This window comes from Tenacibaculum mesophilum (genome assembly GCF_003867075.1).
Taxonomy (GTDB): domain Bacteria; phylum Bacteroidota; class Bacteroidia; order Flavobacteriales; family Flavobacteriaceae; genus Polaribacter; species Polaribacter mesophilus.
Genome location: NZ_CP032544.1, coordinates 2,712,449 through 2,729,545, shown reverse-complemented (window position 1 = coordinate 2,729,545; position 17,097 = coordinate 2,712,449). Strand labels below are relative to the sequence as shown.

The following is a 17,097-nucleotide window of genomic DNA, read 5'->3' as shown; positions in this document are numbered from 1 at the left end:
ACAAAAGGCATTATATTTAATAATGCCTTTTTAATTCTTTAAATGTTATGAAGTATAAGTTTTTAAAAAGCTTATCAACCCCTTACCCATATTTATTTCATACCAAAAGAAACCTTATTATTGCTTGTATACTAAGTATTTTAATATTCTTAGTTAACTATTACTTTTCTCAAAATACTGTTACAAACAATTTTTTTCCATGTTTAACGGCTAGCATAGTTACTTTTTTGAGCATCTTATTTTTTACTGAATTGGTGCCCACCATTTTTTTTACTTCTGAAATTAAAGAAAATTGGAATACTTTAAGAGAATTTTTCTTTACTCTTGGTATTCTTATTTCAATAGCTCTTTTTCAAAATAGTTTTCTGTACCCTATTAAAAATAGTGTTAATAGTAATTTTTTTTTAAGTTTTATTAATACTTTCTCTTATGTTATTTTAATCGGTACTACACCTATACTCATTATTATTTGGATAAACTATGTGGTTATTTTAAAAGAAAATTTAAGAAGTGTTAAAGCGTACAATAAAGAGCTCGAGAAAGAATTAAAACAAAAAAACAAAGAGATTGTTTTATCTATAAAAACGAATAATATAAATGAGACATTAATTCTTGATTTGGCTACTTTTTTATTCGCTAAATCCGAAGGGAATTATGTAGACATATACACTAAGACTCTTAACTCTGTAGACATTAAACCATACAGAATATCTATTCAAAAATTACTTAATAATTTATCTGATTATCCCTTTATTTTAAGTACACATCGTTCTTATATAATTAATATTAAAAATATTAGAAGAACCTCTGGAAATGCGAGGAACTATAAAATATCATTTCCTAATGTTTCCCATGAGGTTCCTGTATCTAGAAATAAATTTAAATTATTTAAAGAGAAGTTTGACAAGTTTTATAAATAGAATTTATAATGTATATCCTACTCCCATTCCAAAAAACAATCTTGAATCAAAATCACCTGGTCTAAACCTTCCGCTATCAAGAATTCCTTTTAGTGAACTCCAAACATCAAAGGTTATAGTTACTCTATTAAAAGTATAACCTAGAGAATTTATCATTCCGTAATTAAAGTAAGAATGTGAGTTTTTATACTTTTCATATACACCTATGTGATCTATATATAAACTTCCTTTTGATTTTAAGTTAGTATAGCCAAGAAAAGGTTGAATTGACATGTAAAATCTTCTTTTATTAAAAGGATAAAAACTAAAATCTACCAAACCAACAACAGATAAGTCTCTTGTGTAGCCATCAACAAAACCTGTAAACATATTTTCGTCTTCATTAATAAAACTGTTTTGATAGGCTGCTCCTACCATTAAGGTAATCTTCTTACTTTCCAACAATTTCCTTTTCGCTTTAAAAACAAAACCATAATGCTTTCCAAAACTTGTATTAATTATATCAGTCGTATAGCCCAATTCTAATTTCCACTTTCTTGTAGTATCATGTTCTTGAGCATTCATAAAAAAACTACTTAACAATAGTATGTATAAAATTTTCTTCATTTTTTTCTTATTCAATAATTTGTAATCCATTTTTAAATCCTATGATTGGACTATTTCTGTGAGAAATATTTTCTAATCTTTCATAACTGAAATTAAAATCATTATAGTTATTCAATTTTAGTCGCTTAACCATTGCTTTAAATGATGCGTTCATACCAACTCCTTCAAGGTCTCCCATAGCCATGTAAAAAGATTTGCCATCTAACAAACTCAACTTCTTAGCTTTTTCTTCTAAATCGAAAATAAATGAGTTATACCACATTAAATTAGGGCTTACCACAATTGCATTATCAAAAGGGTTTTCTTGTTCTTCTTGCAGCATAACATATAAAGCAAAATAACCTCCAAGTGAATGCCCATAAATTGTTTTTGTTAAACTCTTTATTTCATAATCCTCTTCAATCACAGGGATTAACTCAGAGTTTAAAAAGCTAATAAACTTCTTTGCTCCTCCTGAATCTCCATCAAAATCTCTGTCATATGGGTAAGAATAATCTGTACCTCTTTCATTATCGCCCGCATAACCTATGCTCACTATAACGGTATTTTCTTTTTTTTCTAAGCTTAACATTTGCATACATTCATTATAATAGTCGTCACCATCTAATAAATAAATCACGTGATAATCTTTAGTTACATCAACTTCTTCAATGCTCCCTATTTTAATAGCATACTTAAAATTTGTTGAGTTCGATTTTAGAGTGAATTTTTGCTGCTTAATGTTAGAGGGTAAATCTTCTTCAGTGCAACTCATAAAGAAAAAGAGTATAAAACTTAAAAATACAAAAGGTTTTTTTGTGTAAGAATGCGTAATCATTTTTTATGTTTTTTATTAATCCGCATCAAAAATATCTCTCTCACTTGCCTTTAAATATTGTAAAAAGATATATGGTATGAAATGTTCTTTATTTGTGACAAATGGACTCTTCATAGTATAGTTTATATAGTGATTTTTCTTTTAAACCATACTTTTTTAAACCTGATTAAAAATTTTTCTTTATTTTGATGAAGCCTATTAAATAAGTATTACTAATCACTGATGTTGTATAGAAAACTTACACTCTTGTACAATCGAAAATACAAGTTTTTATGAGTGACATAAACTTAACCAAAGCGCAAAACAACACTACTTTTTATATGATGATTAGTATTATTGTTATTTATTTAAGCTCACTTTATTGTAAAAAATAATAATAACAATTTCTCTTTTTTAAAACCTCTCCAAAAGGTCTTTTTTGCTTCAATGAAATATTTGTGTAATGAATTAAATTTATCTACGTCAAAAGTATTGTAAACTAATTTATTTACTTAAAATTTAAAAAAATGCGAAAAACAATTACTCTCACTTTTACCTTCATACTAATTTTTGTGAGTATTCAAACACAAGCACAAACTGATGTATATGATGCTTTATTAAAAACCTATGTTGACTCTCAAGGCAATGTGGATTATAAGGGACTAAGAAAAAATCGGGCGGTTTTAGATATATATATAAAGCATTTGGATAACACCATACCTAGTAATAAATGGTCGCAAAATAAAGCAAAAGCTTTTTGGATTAACGCTTACAATGCTTATACAATCAAATTAATTTTAGATAGTTATCCTTTAAAAAAAATTACCGACATTAAACGTAAAGGAAGAAATGCTTGGAAGATTCCTTTTGCTTCTGTTGGTAAAAAACTATACTCGCTAGATTATATTGAGCATAAAATACTTCGTAGATGGCATGATGACCCTAGAATTCATGTTGCCTTAAATGCAGCATCTAAATCTGGACCTCGATTTGTAAATTTTGCTTTTACTAAAGAGAATATAGAAGAAGCGTTGGAAAACTTAATGAAAGCTTTTATAAACGACTCCACAAAAAATAAGATTACGTTAACTAAAGTTGAAGTTTCAAAAATATTTCAATGGTACCAAGAAGACTTTACCTCTCGTAATACTTTAGTAGATTATATAAATAAGTACTCTCACATTAAAGCTAATGATAATGCCGAAGTGCTATATTTGGACTACGATTGGAGCTTAAACAACAAATAGATTACGTTTAAAGGATGAAAGACACATCTTGTTTTTCATCTTTTAAACATGCTGGTCTATTAAAATCATGTTTCCATCAGGATCAAAGAAAACGATGCTAGAAGGGCCCGAAGTCTCTTCATCTGCCTCACTTTTCAATTTGATGTGATTTTCTTTTAAATGTTGTTGAATGGTTCTTACATCGTCAAAGTCATCTAACTCATTGGCATTTTCATCCCAACCTGGATTAAAAGTAAGAATATTATTTTCAAACATACCTTGAAACAACCCAATTAACGAATTACCATTTTTCATAATCAAATAATTGCTTTCTATTTGACCTGCAAAAACAGTGAATCCCAACGTTTCATAAAATTCTTTCGACTTATTAATATTTTTCACTGATAAACTAATTGAAAAGGCTCCTAGTTTCATAATTTTATAGCTTTAATTTTTTTCTTCAAAAAATATAATACTCCCTTTTTACAAATAAATTTTTAGTCTGTTTAATAACAATTTATGACAGTAAGAAGAGTGTATAAGATAATCATTTTATTTTATTCAATTCATCCTTTTAAAAATAAATAAAAAAATCCCACACAAGTTGTGTGGGATTTTTTTATTTATCTGTATAAACTTTATACTACATTTCTAAAGCTTTGGTAGGGTTATTATTCATTAATAGCTCTACAGGATTTTCTAACGCTTCTTTTACAGCTACTAAGAATCCAACAGACTCACGACCATCAATAATTCTGTGATCGTATGATAATGCTACATACATAATTGGTTGAATCACTACTTCGCCATTAACTGCCATTGGGCGATTTACAATATTATGCATTCCTAAAATCCCACTTTGTGGAGGGTTGATAATTGGTGTAGATAACATAGAACCAAATACACCACCATTCGTGATAGTAAACGTACCTCCTGTCATTTCATCAACTGTAATTTGTCCGTCACGTGCACGTAATGCTAAACGCTTTACTTCGCTCTCAACTCCTCTAAACGTTAAATTTTCAGCGTTTCTTATTACTGGCACCATTAATCCTTTAGGACCTGATACTGCAATAGAAATATCTTGGAAATCGTGACTTACTTTGTAATCTCCATCAATCATAGAATTTACATCTGGATACATTTTTAAAGCTCTTACTACTGCTAAAGTAAAGAATGACATAAATCCTAAACCTACACCGTGTTTTGCTTTAAACGCTTCTTTATATTCGTTACGTAAGTCGAAAATTGGTTGCATATTAACCTCATTAAAAGTAGTTAACATCGCTGTTTCGTTCTTTACAGAAACTAAACGTTGCGCTACTTTACGACGTAACATTGATAACTTTTTACGCTCTGTACCACGAGATCCCATTCCTGGAGTTCCCATTGAAGGCACTGCTTTTACAGCATCTTCTTTTGTTACACGACCGTCTTTACCAGTTCCTTTAACATCAGATGGATTCATCCCTTTTTCAGCTAATACTTTCTTAGCTGCTGGAGATGCTGTACCAGTTGCATATGTTTCTTTTGCTGGTTCAGCCTTAGGTGCTTCTTTTTTCTCCTCAGTTTTTGGTGCAGCTGCTTTTGGTGCTCCAGCTTCATCTGGCTTTGCAGCATCCATATCAATATGACAAACTACTGCTCCTACTGCTACTGCATCACCCTCTTCAGCTTTTAAAGTGATTATTCCGCTTTCTTCCGCAGGTAATTCTAACGTTGCTTTGTCAGAATCTACTTCGGCAATTGGTTGATCTTTCTCAACGTAATCACCATCTTCAACTAACCAAGTTGCGATTTCTACTTCTGTAATTGATTCCCCCGGAGAAGGAACTTTCATTTCTAAAACCATCAGTTCTAAATTTTATATATCTGAATTATTTTATTTCTTTTATTTGGGCGTTTCCCTATCGGGTCGGGCTTTTCGCACTACACGGTAGTTTGCTTCTATCCCTAACGCATTTATTTTTTAATCAAAAACCTTATCTATAATAGCTTGATGACGTCTTTTAAAACGTGCACTTGAACCTGCTGCTGGCGCCGAACGGTACTCTTCCGAGGCACATTCTAACCTAGCTAATTCAAAACGTTCTAACATATAACTCCAAGCTCCCATATTTTTAGGTTCTTCTTGCGCCCAAACATAACGTTCTACATTTGGATACTTGTCCATTACTTCTTTAATTTTATCATTATGTAATGGGAACAATTGCTCTATACGAACTAAAGCTACATCTTCTCTTTCTAACTTTTCACGTTCTGCTAATAAGTCATAATAAAATTTACCTGTACAGAACACCATTTTCTTAACTTTTGATGTATCGATAGTATCATCAATCACTTCTTGGAAAGTTCCGTTTGCTAAATCTTCAATAGGATTTACTGCTTTAGGTAAACGTAATAAACTTTTTGGTGTGAAAACAATTAATGGTTTTCTAAAATCACGCTTCATCTGACGACGCAAAATATGATACATATTTGCTGGTGTAGAACAGTTTGCTATTGTCCAGTTATCAGTTGATGACGATTGTAAGAAACGTTCAATTCTACCTGATGAATGCTCTGGTCCTTGACCTTCATACCCGTGAGGTAGTAACATTACCAATCCGTTTTGTAACTTCCATTTATCTTCTGCTGAAGAAATATACTGGTCGAACATAATTTGTGCTCCGTTGGCAAAATCACCAAACTGAGCTTCCCAAATGGTTAGGGTATTTGGAGCTGCCATTGCATATCCATAATCAAAACCTAACACTCCATATTCTGATAAGTGAGAGTTGTAAATAGTCATCTCTCCTTTATTCTTAGGGTTTGTGTTTAATAAATTTACACGCTCTAAAGTTTCTTCATCACGCATAATTGCATGACGGTGAGAGAATGTTCCTCTTTCTACATCTTCTCCTGAAATACGAACATCGTATCCTTCTTCTAACAACGTACCGTATGCTAAGTTTTCAGCTGTACCCCAATCTAATAAGTTATCTTCAAAAACCATTTTTTCACGACCTTTTAAGATACGTTCTGCTTTACGAACAAACTTGTGTCCTTCTGGTGTTTTTGAAATAACTCTTGCAATGCCTTTTAAACCATCTACTGAATAGGTTGTATCTACAGGCTGTAACATATCTTGTAATTGCTTACGTACAAACCCATCCCATACATCAGGCATGAACTCTTGAATTTTAGACGTTTCTTTCTTTTTAGATTCTGTAAATTCAGCCTCTAAATGCGCCTTAAATTCATCTGTTATTTTCTGTAAGTAGTCCGTTGTTATACTTCCTTCTTCTATTAATTTATTAGCATAAATTTCTCTTGCATTTTTATGCTTAGAAATTGCCTTATATAATTTTGGCTGAGTAAAACGTGGTTCATCTCCTTCGTTATGACCGTATTTACGGTATCCTAATAAGTCAATAAAAATGTCTTTGTTGAATTTCATACGATATTCAACAGCCATTTCCATAGCGTGACAAACAGCCTCAGCATCATCAGCGTTTACGTGTAATACTGGAGATAACGTTACTTTAGCTACATCAGTACAATACGTACTTGAACGAGCATCTAAATAATTGGTTGTAAAACCAACTTGGTTATTTACTACAATGTGTATAGTACCTCCTGTTTTGTATCCGTTTAATTGTGCCATTTGCACAACCTCATACACAATACCTTGAGCTGCCACAGCGGCATCTCCATGTACTAAAATTGGTAATATCTTATTTTCGTTTCCTTCGTAGTCTTTATCAATTTTAGCTCTAACTATTCCTTCAGCAACTGCATCAACAGTTTCTAAGTGAGATGGATTTGGAACTAAATTCATCTTCATTTTTTGTCCACCTTGATACGCTTTGCTTAAGGTTAAACCTAAATGATACTTAACATCTCCATCTATATCTTGATCTTCAAAATCTTTTCCTTCAAACTCACTAAATAAATCGCGAATAGGTTTTTTAAAGATGTTTACCAAAGTGTTTAAGCGTCCACGATGTGCCATTCCTAACACGCATTCTTCCACTCCATACAATTCAGCCGCGTCTCTAAGCGCTACACTTACCCCTGGAATTAATGTTTCTCCTCCTTCAACAGAGAATCGTTTTTGACCTACATACTTTGTTTGCAAAAAGCTTTCGAAAGTTGATGCTTGATTTAGTTTCGTAAGAATATACTTCTTAGACTCTACATCATAACTTGGATGGTTAGCATTCTTATTCAAACGCTCATTCCACCACTTTAACTCTTCAGGGTTGCGTACATACATATACTCAACTCCAATGCTTTCGCAGAAAACAGACTTTAAATAGTTTATAATTTCTGCTAAACTTTTAGGTCCTATTCCTAAAATCTCTCCTGCATTGAAAACAGTGGATAAATCTGATTGATTTAATCCAAAATTTTCAATATCTAATGTTGGAGTATATGTTCTTCTATTTCGTACTGGGTTTGTTTTGGTAAACAAATGGCCACGGGTACGGTAACCGTTAATTAAATCGATTACTAAAAATTCTTTACGTACTTCTTCAGGGACTTCTACCGAAACTTCTTCATCTGTTAATGAGTATTTCTCGTTAGCCAAATCATATCCTTGAAAAAAACTTCTCCAACTTGGTTCTATCGCATCAGGATTTTTTTGATATTTTTCATACAAATCACCTATAAAACCTGCATGTGCTGCGTTTAAGAACGAAAACTTGTCCATATATTTTGTTATACTTTTCTATCAATAAGAATAATGGAGACAAAAGTACAACTTTTACGAAAAATACCATTCCTTTTTAGTCTAATTTTAAACTCTTTAACGAGTATTAGCTTTTTGTTAAATTTCAGTTAAAAACATAATTCCCTTAAAAAATAAACAACTGAAATCCAGAGATAAGTAATTTTAATCTTACTTTTTTTAAAAAATAATTTGCAGATATAAAAAATCCCCTTAAATTTGCACTCGCATTTTAAGACAAGTATGTTTTAAATTCCTCCTTAGCTCAGTTGGTTAGAGCATCTGACTGTTAATCAGAGGGTCCTTGGTTCGAGCCCAAGAGGGGGAGCAAAGGCAAGGTAGAAGCCGATAATTTCTACAGTACATATATATTGTTCTACATGAACATTCCTCCTTAGCTCAGTTGGTTAGAGCATCTGACTGTTAATCAGAGGGTCCTTGGTTCGAGCCCAAGAGGGGGAGCAAAACAAAAAAAATCAATCTTTTTTAGATTGATTTTTTTGTTTTAATGATTTTCACCAACTGCTCTATTCATTACATCTTTTTTTATATTTATCTTCTCTATAAATGTCTTTTTCACCTCAAAATACACAACATTGTAATACAATCTAAGAATACTATAGTATCAGATAAATAACACCTAAACCTATTGTAATATAATCCCGTTTCTTCATCTTCATACTGCCCCTGATATCTAAAAGGAATGAACGTTTTTTCTCCCGTAAAACTACGAGCTTTTCCGTATATATCCAACTCACATTCCCATACTTTTTTACCACTACTATGATATGCTTGTATAGGTGTACCTATAAGTTTTTTTGAAATTTTATAAGCGAAGCAGATAGCATAATGCGAAAAAACTACAGCATCGCTGCTGTGCTTTATATTTTCTTGACCCTTTGCCGCTTACTCATACACGACACGAGCGTGACGCTCGCGCTAGCGGGAGGGAGATATCTAACTATAACAAAGCTGTTTTGCAACGCATTAACGATATAGAAAAATTAGATAATAGCACTAAAAGTATCTTATTTAACCTTATTGATACCCACATACAAAACTTTAAAACTAAACAAGCATTTGCGCAATAAAAAACCACAGCTTAAAACTGTGGCTTTTCTATTTTTAAATATTATTTAAGGTGGCTTTGATTACACAACTAATTAAACATCTGTATAAATAGAATGTCCTTCTTCTATAAAGTTAATTCCTTTTAAGTTAGCTTTTTCACACTTATTTTTAAAAACTTCTGTAACTATAATATAAGATTTATGTTCTTCCATTCTTACTATATCCATATTTTTCAAAGCACCTTTAATAAAATGAAGTTTTTTAATTTTTAAAGTACCATATCTGGTTTTTTCTGTAATTGATTTTTCTTCATCCATACAAGAAATTACATTTAGAATATTCAAAGCTAAAAAGTTAGTATTTTTATTTTGCTTATCATCTCTAATTATAACAGGAATAAACTCTATTTGGCTTTTAGTTAAATCAAGAAAAGTATCTCTAAATTTTTCACTTACTAATGGTAGACCAATAGTTGGTAATAAATCATAAGAGTTTATATAGCTATCTATTTTATCAACTGTATATAAAAAGGGGGATGCAAATTGTATTTTTTTTCCTTCATTTAAAGTAGAAAAGTCTATATCGTTTTCATCATCGAAAACAAAACTAACATCTCTTTTGTAGAAATCTGAAAATTGATAATTCATTAATATAATTAGTCTGATAAATTATCAACAAATGTTTTGAAATGCTCTTTAAAGCTATCAGAAACTTTAACAGGTTCAGCCAATTTATTATCATATTTTATATCAAAACTAAAAATTGGTGAATCCTCTAGTTCTTCATCTGAAGAACACTTTAACGCATACAAATTTTCATAATCTTGATATTCAATAACCACAAACTCACCCCCAAGAGAAAATTCATCTCTTGCAAATAAAGTATCCCCTAAAACTGTACCTCTTTCTTCATTTTCTCCATCTGAATCTAAACCAAGTAATATACTATCACCAAAACCTATATATCCACATTCTGAAATATATTTTTTGTACTCTTTAGGTAATTTTAGACCAAGAATCTTTTCACATTCATTTATTATTCCACCTGATACATTTCCATCACTATAAAAAGTATCATCTTCTATGTTTTTTATAACATCAATATAACTCATGTTCTATAAAATTATTAACAACAACTTAATCCTTTAGCTCTTTCTTTCCAATATTTTTTTCTAAAACTTTCATAAGCATTATGCAATGCTTTATTGTTTCTATAACTTCTAAAATAAAAGAATAAAAATTCGACAACGACATTACTAAATTTATTCGAGACATTAATTACAACTTGTTTTTACTTTTGAACGATAATCAGAATCTTAACCATAAGCTTCAAAACTAACATCTTCACCTACATCCAAAACGTCCTTTAAAACTTCTCTTTCTCTTATTGTACCAGTTTTACCATCTGCAAGACTCCTTCCTACGTTTATGTGATATACACTACCATCTGCCCTTTTAAAAGAAGCATCCATACGTCTAATATCTTTTAAACCTCCCGTAGTGTCAATCATAACTTCTGTTTTTGAGCCACCTCCAATGCGTTCAATACCTGGTTTAGCTTTTTTCTCTAGCTATAATCTCATCTATTTTAGCATTGTGGTCTCCCGTTCCTTTAGCTTTAGGACCTGGTTTTCTATAAGGTGTTCCATCACTTTTTGTCTTACTCATCCACCTTTGACTAGCTAAACCTAAAACATCAACATAACTATTGCTATCGTGAACATATGCATAGAAGTTATCACCACCAGCCAATCCAATGGGGTCTTGATATTGGTCAGGTTAAAGTATACTGTAATTAAATCAATCCCAATCAAACACCCCTAAATATTTCAACCCTTTAAAACTATCATCTAAATCATTAACACTTAAATCTTCATCTCCATAATACAAAATAGCATTAGGTTTTAAAATATTTTCTTCTTCACATTTTCTCAAAACTTTTTCTGCTAAATCAGAATCTGGCAACGTATTAAATAACAACTCTTTAATTCCAATATCCCCTATTTCAAAACCAATAAAATCATTATCATAGGAGTCATCATCTATGTATTTACAAAATTCACAACGCTCAAAATTATTTCCTGACTCATAATTGTTATAAAAATCTGTTAAGTCAAAAAATTTCTCAAATGTTTCTAGTGAGCCCTCAAAACTACCAACCCACACATGTAATTCATCCATAGCTATTTACAGTTTATTTTTTTTAATTTCTTCACATATTTACCATGCATTTCAGATATAATATTCTTTGCCTCTTACTTACTTGTTGCTGCCTGCAACTTGGTTATTAACTCCTGATGAAACATGAGGACCTCAGAGCAAACTTCCTTTCCCATCAGATACATTTTCAAAGAACACATCTGAAGTTTTGATTGTCCTTTCTGACAACTCATCATAAGAAAATCCTAGTTTTTTTGCTTTCACCGCCTGAGAAACAGGAAACATTTCATGATTTCCACCACCATGCATTGCTCTCATTGCATTTTTAACAGATTTCAAATTATCTTTCACATCACTTTCTAATGCTGTATCCCACCACTTTTTAAACACTCCTCTCTCCCAAGGAACTAATCCAAAACATCAACCCAAGAGTTAGAATCACTAATATAAGCATACATATTAGGATTGTTTCCTAATAGTCCAATCGGGTCTTGAGAAATATAAGCCCCTGACTCTGGGGAGTAATACCTAAACCTATTGTAATACAATCCTGTTTCTACATCTTTGTATTGACCTTGATACCTAAAAGAAATGAGTAACTTTACTGAAATATCTTATTAAGAATATAGTAAATCAACATTAAGTAAAGGCTCATTTTTCTCTAATGTACCTTCTTCTCTATATACAAGAAACGAAGTAATTACAGTTTCTGAATCATCGTTTTTTAAACAAAAAGGTTTTAAGTATGTTTTTTTTCCTTTTCCTTGTAATTTAATTTTTGGCCACTCTTTTTCTAAAAATTTAGGCCAAGTACTTAATTCATATCCTGGAACAATACTTAACTCATTTATCTTTTCGTCAATATTAAAAATACCTTCTTGTTTGAACTCTTCTCCCAACAAGGGTTTTATTAACTTTGAATATTCTGAACTATATATAGGGTATGTATAAGGGTTAATCCCCCATACGATCATAATTATCTCTTCTTCAAAAAGTTTATCTATGAGTTCAGAGGTAGAGAACTCAACCACTAAGTCCAATTCTTTTTTACCGTACTCTAACTCAATTACTTTTTTCATTCTAGGTAAATCAACAAGGAAAAACCCCAAATGATTATACCCATCAAAAACATATTGAATATCGTCAGTCTTCTCGTTTATTTTTTTTGTTTCCGAAAAATAAACATATACATTTATAATGTCTGTAGGCACTGGTATTACTTCTAAGGCTCCATGACTATTGATTGGATTACTTTCATAAATTTTCACTCCAACAAAACACTCTTTATCAAAAGCTAAATTAAAGTTCAATTTATTATTAAATGAAGAATCCTCATTAGATAATATTATTTCTGAATCTGGTTTAATTAAAAATTCTCCAAGCGAACTATCCACCAACTTATCCCCTAATATTTCGTCTGTATATGATAATTTTTCTTCAACTATTTCTATTATAAATCTAATATTATATTGCTTATTTAATACTCTATCACAACTAATACTATTCTTTTTACCATCTATGGTAAGATAAAGTTTATTTAGTATATTTTCTCCACCTCTTGTGGCAATTACTTTTGTAGTATTCATAAATTACTTACATTTAACTTCAATTCCTTGTTCTTTAGCCCATTTTTTTGTTAACTCCCATGCTTCTTGAGGAGATACATTCGTTTTTATTAACTTACCCTTTGTTCCGTCGCTATTAATTAGATGAAGGTCTCCTTTGTATTTCTGAATTGCTGGATTATTGTAATGTTTCTGTAATGAAGTTAACCATTCATCGTTTGACATTCCTGCTTTTTTGATCTGATCTGCTTTAACCAAAGGCTTGGTATCTGACCCTAAACCGTTATACCCATGCATAGCACTGTGATTATTACCAGAAGAGAATTGTGAATCGCTCCAATACATACTTGGCACACCTGTTTGTTTATTAAATGGTTCTATACCCAAATCAGTAGCTGCCTTATGTGGAACTATGTGATGTCCTTGGTTTACGGGATTACTCAAAGGCATTAACCCAAAAACATCAACCCAGTTATTAGAATCTGCTACATAAGAATACATGTTAGGCATTCCCCCAACTAATCCTATTGGATCTTGAGAAATATACCCCCCCGTTTCAATCGAATAATAACGAAGCCTATTATAATACAATCCCGTCTCCTCATCTTCATACTGCCCTTGGTAACGAAAAGGAATGAACGTTTTTTCTCCCGTAAAACTACGAGCTTTTCCGTATATATCCAACTCACATTCCCATACTTTTTTACCACTACTATGATATGCTTGTATAGGTGTACCTAAATGATCGGTAATAATAGAATAAGTTTCATTGTTTTGTATTTTTGCTTGCGGTACAAAGCTGTCTTCTTCAAAAATCCAAGTAACTAAATCTTCCTTTTCCAACAGACTCCACTCGTGTAAAGGCACATTTTTATCGTACACCCAATAGGTTATTTTTTGGTCGTTGTATTGTTTACTTATACGCCTGCCTAAAGCATCGTACGTAAATGAAATAACATCTTTATTAGGTTTTATTACCTGAGAGAGCATTCCGTTTTCTTCCCATGTATAACGCCAAACCTCAACACTTTTTTTAGCTCTTTTTTCTACTAAATTACCATTAGCATCATAGCTATATTCAAAATCTGGGCACGATAGTAACTGACCTGCTTTACCATAGGTTCGTTCATTTTGAGCTTCGGTTTGGTATAAATTACCTACTGCATCGGGTAGTTTATAGTCAAAACTACCATCTGAATACCCTGCTTTGGCTAAGTTATTAAAAGCGTCATAACTAAAAGCAACTCCTTTGTTTGCTATATTGTCAAAAATTCGTGTAAGCTTGTCGTTTATATCCCAACTATAGCGCCTATGTGTGGTTTGTTTTTCATTTACTGAAACCGCATGTACTTCAGGTTTTCCGTCGGGTCTTCTTTGCCAAGTATTGGTTACTCCTCCTGGTAAGTTACGTTCTATTTCTAAACCTAAAGCATCATAGACATATTGTGCTTGCCAACTCACTTCTTCTGTTTTGGCTACCGTATTGGCTATTGAGTTGTCTTTATTACGAGTAATAGCTATATTGGCTCCTAAACTACTTTCTAAATGGGTACGATAACCCATAGCATTATAGGTGCTTTTTACCTCAATACCGTTTTGGGTTTCGGTTATTATATTTCCTGTTTCATCTCGTTTAAAAACAACAGTAGCGTTTTTATTTATAGCCTGAACTAAAAGTCCGTTTTTATCGTATTGATAAGTTTCTTTATCTCCGCTTGGGTAAACTACTTCGCTTACTTTTCCTAAACGATCGTATGTTATTTTGGTACTTACTCCTAAAGGGTCTATTTTTTCAACTACATTTCCTACTGGATTTGTTAAATAACGTTGAGTTTTTCCATCAAACCCTATTTCTTTAACAATGTGTCCTGCTGCATTGCGCTTAAAGCTATATACGTTTTTTTCTTCGTTAACTATGGCTTTTAAGTTATCGGCTCTGTCGTATTTAAAAAGTATTTCTGTATTGTTTTGTTTGCGACTTAAGAGTTTGCCTGCAGAATTGTATTTAAAATTTATATTATGTTGAGCGTCTTTTAGTTGTATTAAATTACCTAGGGCATCATATTTTAAGTTAATACGGTTGGCTTCCATAGTAACAATGCTTGTTACGCGCCCTAAACTATCGTATCGATAATTTTCTGCTATATTTTCGCTGTTTTTTATCGTTAGTACTCTACCTAACTCATCATATTTCCACTCGGTTACTACTTTATTATGATCGGTTATGGTATTTAATTGATAGTTTTTAGTATATGAGATATAGGTTCGTAAACCATTGGGGTTAATAACCGTGGTTAGTAAATTGTTTTTGTATTCGTAACGTGTTATATCGTTAGTATATCCTATTTGTGTTACAAGTTGCCCAATTTCGTTATATTCTAACAACATAACAGCTCCCATAGCATTGGTTACGCTTGTTAGTTTATTGTTTTCATAAGTATATAAGAGTTCTGCTCCGTTTGGCAACCGAATATGAGTTTGGTTTCCGTATACATCGTAACCGTAATAGGTGTTTTGCCCAAGAGCATCTGTATAACAAATTAGGTTATCGTTTAAATCATATTCCCAATATTCGCTGTGCCCTAAGGGGTTTTGTACTTGTACTATTTTTTCGTCATTAATATAATACGTAGTCGTGTTTCCTTTTCCATCTGTTATTTTAGTAATGCCCTTTTCGTATGTAAACTTCTCTACACTTGTACCATCGGTGAATCCTCGTTTGATACATTTTGGTTCGTCTGTTTTATTTTCATATTGCCAATAAAATACGCTTCCATTACCATCTATTTTTTTCGTTAAAAAGTTGTTATTGTATTCGTATTGCTCTGTAATACCTTCACTATTTGTTACCGAAGTTAATCTATTTTCTTCATCGTATTCATAGCTCACCAACGTATGCATTTTTCCTTCTGCCAGCACTTGCACCTGTACTATAAGATTATTTTCGTTACGTAAAAAGGTAATTTCACGATTGGCGGTATCGGTAATAAGCGTTAACATTCCGTTTGTATAATTCAAATCAATACTAAATTGATATTTTTGAACATTCGTTAGCTTATAATGGTTGTTTCCTAAAAAATTATCTTTGGTAAACACATACCATAAGTCTTCTTCGTAATTTTCTAGAATAATTTGATTTCCTTTACGTTGATAACTAATTTTTTCGTCTTTAAATACGTTTTCTTCTCCGTCTTCTACATAAGGTATGGATACAATGCTTCCATTGTTTTTTTTCCAGTTAATATATTGTTCGTGAACAACTAACTCTAAATATTGGTCAAAATTATGTGTCCAAATAGTACCTAAATCACTTTTATTGTAGGTTACCCAAGATTGGTTATTTCGTTTCCATTCAAACGGAATAATTCCTGGCAATTCAAAATCGGTATTTTGGATGTTTAACTGTCCGGTTGGGATGTGTAACATAGCTTTTTTCTTTTTTAGGTTTTATGATGGGCAATTACAACCTTTCTTTAATTTTTTAGCAAGTTTTTTAAAGGTTTTACCTCCAAATTTCATTAAAAACTTTAGGCCTCCTAGCATAGCGAGTTTCATAACAACTCCCATTAAATCGGGTACTTGAGGTCCACCTACAATAACAGGAGGTCCTGCTGGAATAGGTATTGTAGTAGTGGTAGGTGTGTACATATTTGGCGATCCTAAAGGAATCCCTATACAACTACAAGTCATCATATTATAACTTGCAACACTAAAATAAGAGCTATCTACTTCTACTGTTTTACTACCAAAAAAGTGCAATCCTTCATGGTCTATTAACGGCATAGTAGCAGGATAAAATCCGGCTCCTAAAGGAAAGTGTTTTATGGTTCCTAAAGTAGCCATAGTACCTGCATTTGCTCGTTTTTGATTGTTTACATACACATTGGTTCCTATAACAGGAATATAATCCATTGGGTCGAAAATCATTCCTATAAAAGGGTGTGGTATAGGAATTGGTGCTGGTGATGGTGGTATAGTTACAAAATGAATATCTATACCCATTGCTATATTTGTATGTTTTGATGCTGGCTGCATATTTT

At 31.8% G+C, this 17,097-nt stretch carries 18 protein-coding genes and 2 tRNA genes; 4 read left to right on the top strand and 16 right to left on the bottom strand.

Going from position 1 to position 17,097, the window contains the following annotated elements; translation table 11 throughout:
• Nucleotides 1–254 precede the first annotated feature (254 nt).
• Nucleotides 255–920, top strand: coding sequence for a LytTR family DNA-binding domain-containing protein (locus D6200_RS12310; protein ID WP_159432114.1), 666 nt, complete (start codon nucleotides 255–257; stop codon nucleotides 918–920).
• A 3-nt stretch (nucleotides 921–923) separates the two neighbouring features.
• On the opposite strand, the gene D6200_RS12305 is transcribed toward D6200_RS12310, so the two are convergent.
• Nucleotides 924–1,526, bottom strand: coding sequence for a hypothetical protein (locus D6200_RS12305; RefSeq protein WP_125064423.1), 603 nt, complete (start codon nucleotides 1,524–1,526; stop codon nucleotides 924–926).
• Between the two features lie 7 nt (nucleotides 1,527–1,533).
• On the bottom strand, nucleotides 1,534–2,280 hold the full coding sequence (locus tag D6200_RS12300; protein WP_159432115.1) for an alpha/beta hydrolase: 747 nt from the start codon (nucleotides 2,278–2,280) through the stop codon (nucleotides 1,534–1,536).
• 569 nt (nucleotides 2,281–2,849) lie between these two features.
• Between D6200_RS12300 and D6200_RS12295 the strand changes: the two genes are divergently transcribed.
• The gene (locus D6200_RS12295) at nucleotides 2,850–3,569 is read left to right on the top strand and encodes a DUF547 domain-containing protein (protein WP_073182176.1); all 720 of its coding nucleotides are present in this window, start codon (nucleotides 2,850–2,852) and stop codon (nucleotides 3,567–3,569) included.
• 42 nt (nucleotides 3,570–3,611) lie between these two features.
• On the opposite strand, the gene D6200_RS12290 is transcribed toward D6200_RS12295, so the two are convergent.
• The 3 genes from D6200_RS12290 to D6200_RS12280 form a co-directional block, all read right to left on the bottom strand.
• Nucleotides 3,612–3,983 carry a VOC family protein gene (locus D6200_RS12290; RefSeq protein WP_047789902.1) on the bottom strand — a complete coding sequence of 124 codons (372 nt, stop codon included), beginning with the start codon at nucleotides 3,981–3,983 and terminating at the stop codon, nucleotides 3,612–3,614.
• A gap of 208 nt (nucleotides 3,984–4,191) precedes the next feature.
• Nucleotides 4,192–5,400: a 2-oxoglutarate dehydrogenase complex dihydrolipoyllysine-residue succinyltransferase gene (odhB, locus tag D6200_RS12285; protein WP_206337263.1), complete on the bottom strand. Its 1,209-nt coding sequence runs from the start codon at nucleotides 5,398–5,400 to the stop codon at nucleotides 4,192–4,194.
• Between the two features lie 117 nt (nucleotides 5,401–5,517).
• Nucleotides 5,518–8,244: a 2-oxoglutarate dehydrogenase E1 component gene (locus D6200_RS12280; RefSeq protein WP_073182178.1), complete on the bottom strand. Its 2,727-nt coding sequence runs from the start codon at nucleotides 8,242–8,244 to the stop codon at nucleotides 5,518–5,520.
• Nucleotides 8,245–8,516: 272 nt separating this feature from the next.
• Here D6200_RS12280 and D6200_RS12275 point away from each other — a divergent pair.
• Together D6200_RS12275 and D6200_RS12270 are read left to right on the top strand one after the other, a co-directional pair.
• Nucleotides 8,517–8,590, top strand: a tRNA-Asn gene (locus D6200_RS12275).
• A gap of 60 nt (nucleotides 8,591–8,650) precedes the next feature.
• Nucleotides 8,651–8,724, top strand: a tRNA-Asn gene (locus D6200_RS12270).
• 114 nt (nucleotides 8,725–8,838) lie between these two features.
• Here the strand turns inward: D6200_RS12270 and D6200_RS15465 are convergent.
• From D6200_RS15465 to D6200_RS12210, 11 genes are all read right to left on the bottom strand, one after another.
• Nucleotides 8,839–9,015 (bottom strand): RHS repeat domain-containing protein, encoded by a 177-nt coding sequence (locus tag D6200_RS15465; protein ID WP_240627179.1) that lies wholly within the window; start codon nucleotides 9,013–9,015, stop codon nucleotides 8,839–8,841.
• Between the two features lie 410 nt (nucleotides 9,016–9,425).
• Entirely contained in the window at nucleotides 9,426–9,980 is a 555-nt protein-coding gene (locus D6200_RS12255) for an imm11 family protein (protein WP_073182179.1), read from the bottom strand.
• Between the two features lie 8 nt (nucleotides 9,981–9,988).
• Nucleotides 9,989–10,444, bottom strand: coding sequence for an SMI1/KNR4 family protein (locus D6200_RS12250; RefSeq protein ID WP_073182180.1), 456 nt, complete (start codon nucleotides 10,442–10,444; stop codon nucleotides 9,989–9,991).
• A 204-nt stretch (nucleotides 10,445–10,648) separates the two neighbouring features.
• A complete protein-coding gene (locus D6200_RS12245; protein ID WP_073182181.1) occupies nucleotides 10,649–10,843 on the bottom strand; it encodes a hypothetical protein in 195 nt (64 codons plus the stop codon).
• A gap of 43 nt (nucleotides 10,844–10,886) precedes the next feature.
• A complete protein-coding gene (locus D6200_RS12240; RefSeq protein ID WP_073182182.1) occupies nucleotides 10,887–11,084 on the bottom strand; it encodes a hypothetical protein in 198 nt (65 codons plus the stop codon).
• Between the two features lie 48 nt (nucleotides 11,085–11,132).
• On the bottom strand, nucleotides 11,133–11,513 hold the full coding sequence (locus D6200_RS12235) for an immunity 22 family protein (protein WP_073182183.1): 381 nt from the start codon (nucleotides 11,511–11,513) through the stop codon (nucleotides 11,133–11,135).
• Between the two features lie 132 nt (nucleotides 11,514–11,645).
• The gene (locus D6200_RS12230) at nucleotides 11,646–11,882 is read right to left on the bottom strand and encodes a hypothetical protein (protein ID WP_073182184.1); all 237 of its coding nucleotides are present in this window, start codon (nucleotides 11,880–11,882) and stop codon (nucleotides 11,646–11,648) included.
• Between the two features lie 17 nt (nucleotides 11,883–11,899).
• Nucleotides 11,900–12,085 (bottom strand): RHS repeat-associated core domain-containing protein, encoded by a 186-nt coding sequence (locus D6200_RS12225; RefSeq protein ID WP_262509478.1) that lies wholly within the window; start codon nucleotides 12,083–12,085, stop codon nucleotides 11,900–11,902.
• 24 nt (nucleotides 12,086–12,109) lie between these two features.
• Nucleotides 12,110–13,078: a hypothetical protein gene (locus tag D6200_RS12220; protein ID WP_073182185.1), complete on the bottom strand. Its 969-nt coding sequence runs from the start codon at nucleotides 13,076–13,078 to the stop codon at nucleotides 12,110–12,112.
• 3 nt (nucleotides 13,079–13,081) lie between these two features.
• On the bottom strand, nucleotides 13,082–16,483 hold the full coding sequence (locus tag D6200_RS12215) for an RHS repeat-associated core domain-containing protein (protein ID WP_073182186.1): 3,402 nt from the start codon (nucleotides 16,481–16,483) through the stop codon (nucleotides 13,082–13,084).
• Nucleotides 16,484–16,504: 21 nt separating this feature from the next.
• Nucleotides 16,505–17,092 (bottom strand): hypothetical protein, encoded by a 588-nt coding sequence (locus D6200_RS12210; protein ID WP_047790812.1) that lies wholly within the window; start codon nucleotides 17,090–17,092, stop codon nucleotides 16,505–16,507.
• Nucleotides 17,093–17,097 lie beyond the last annotated feature (5 nt).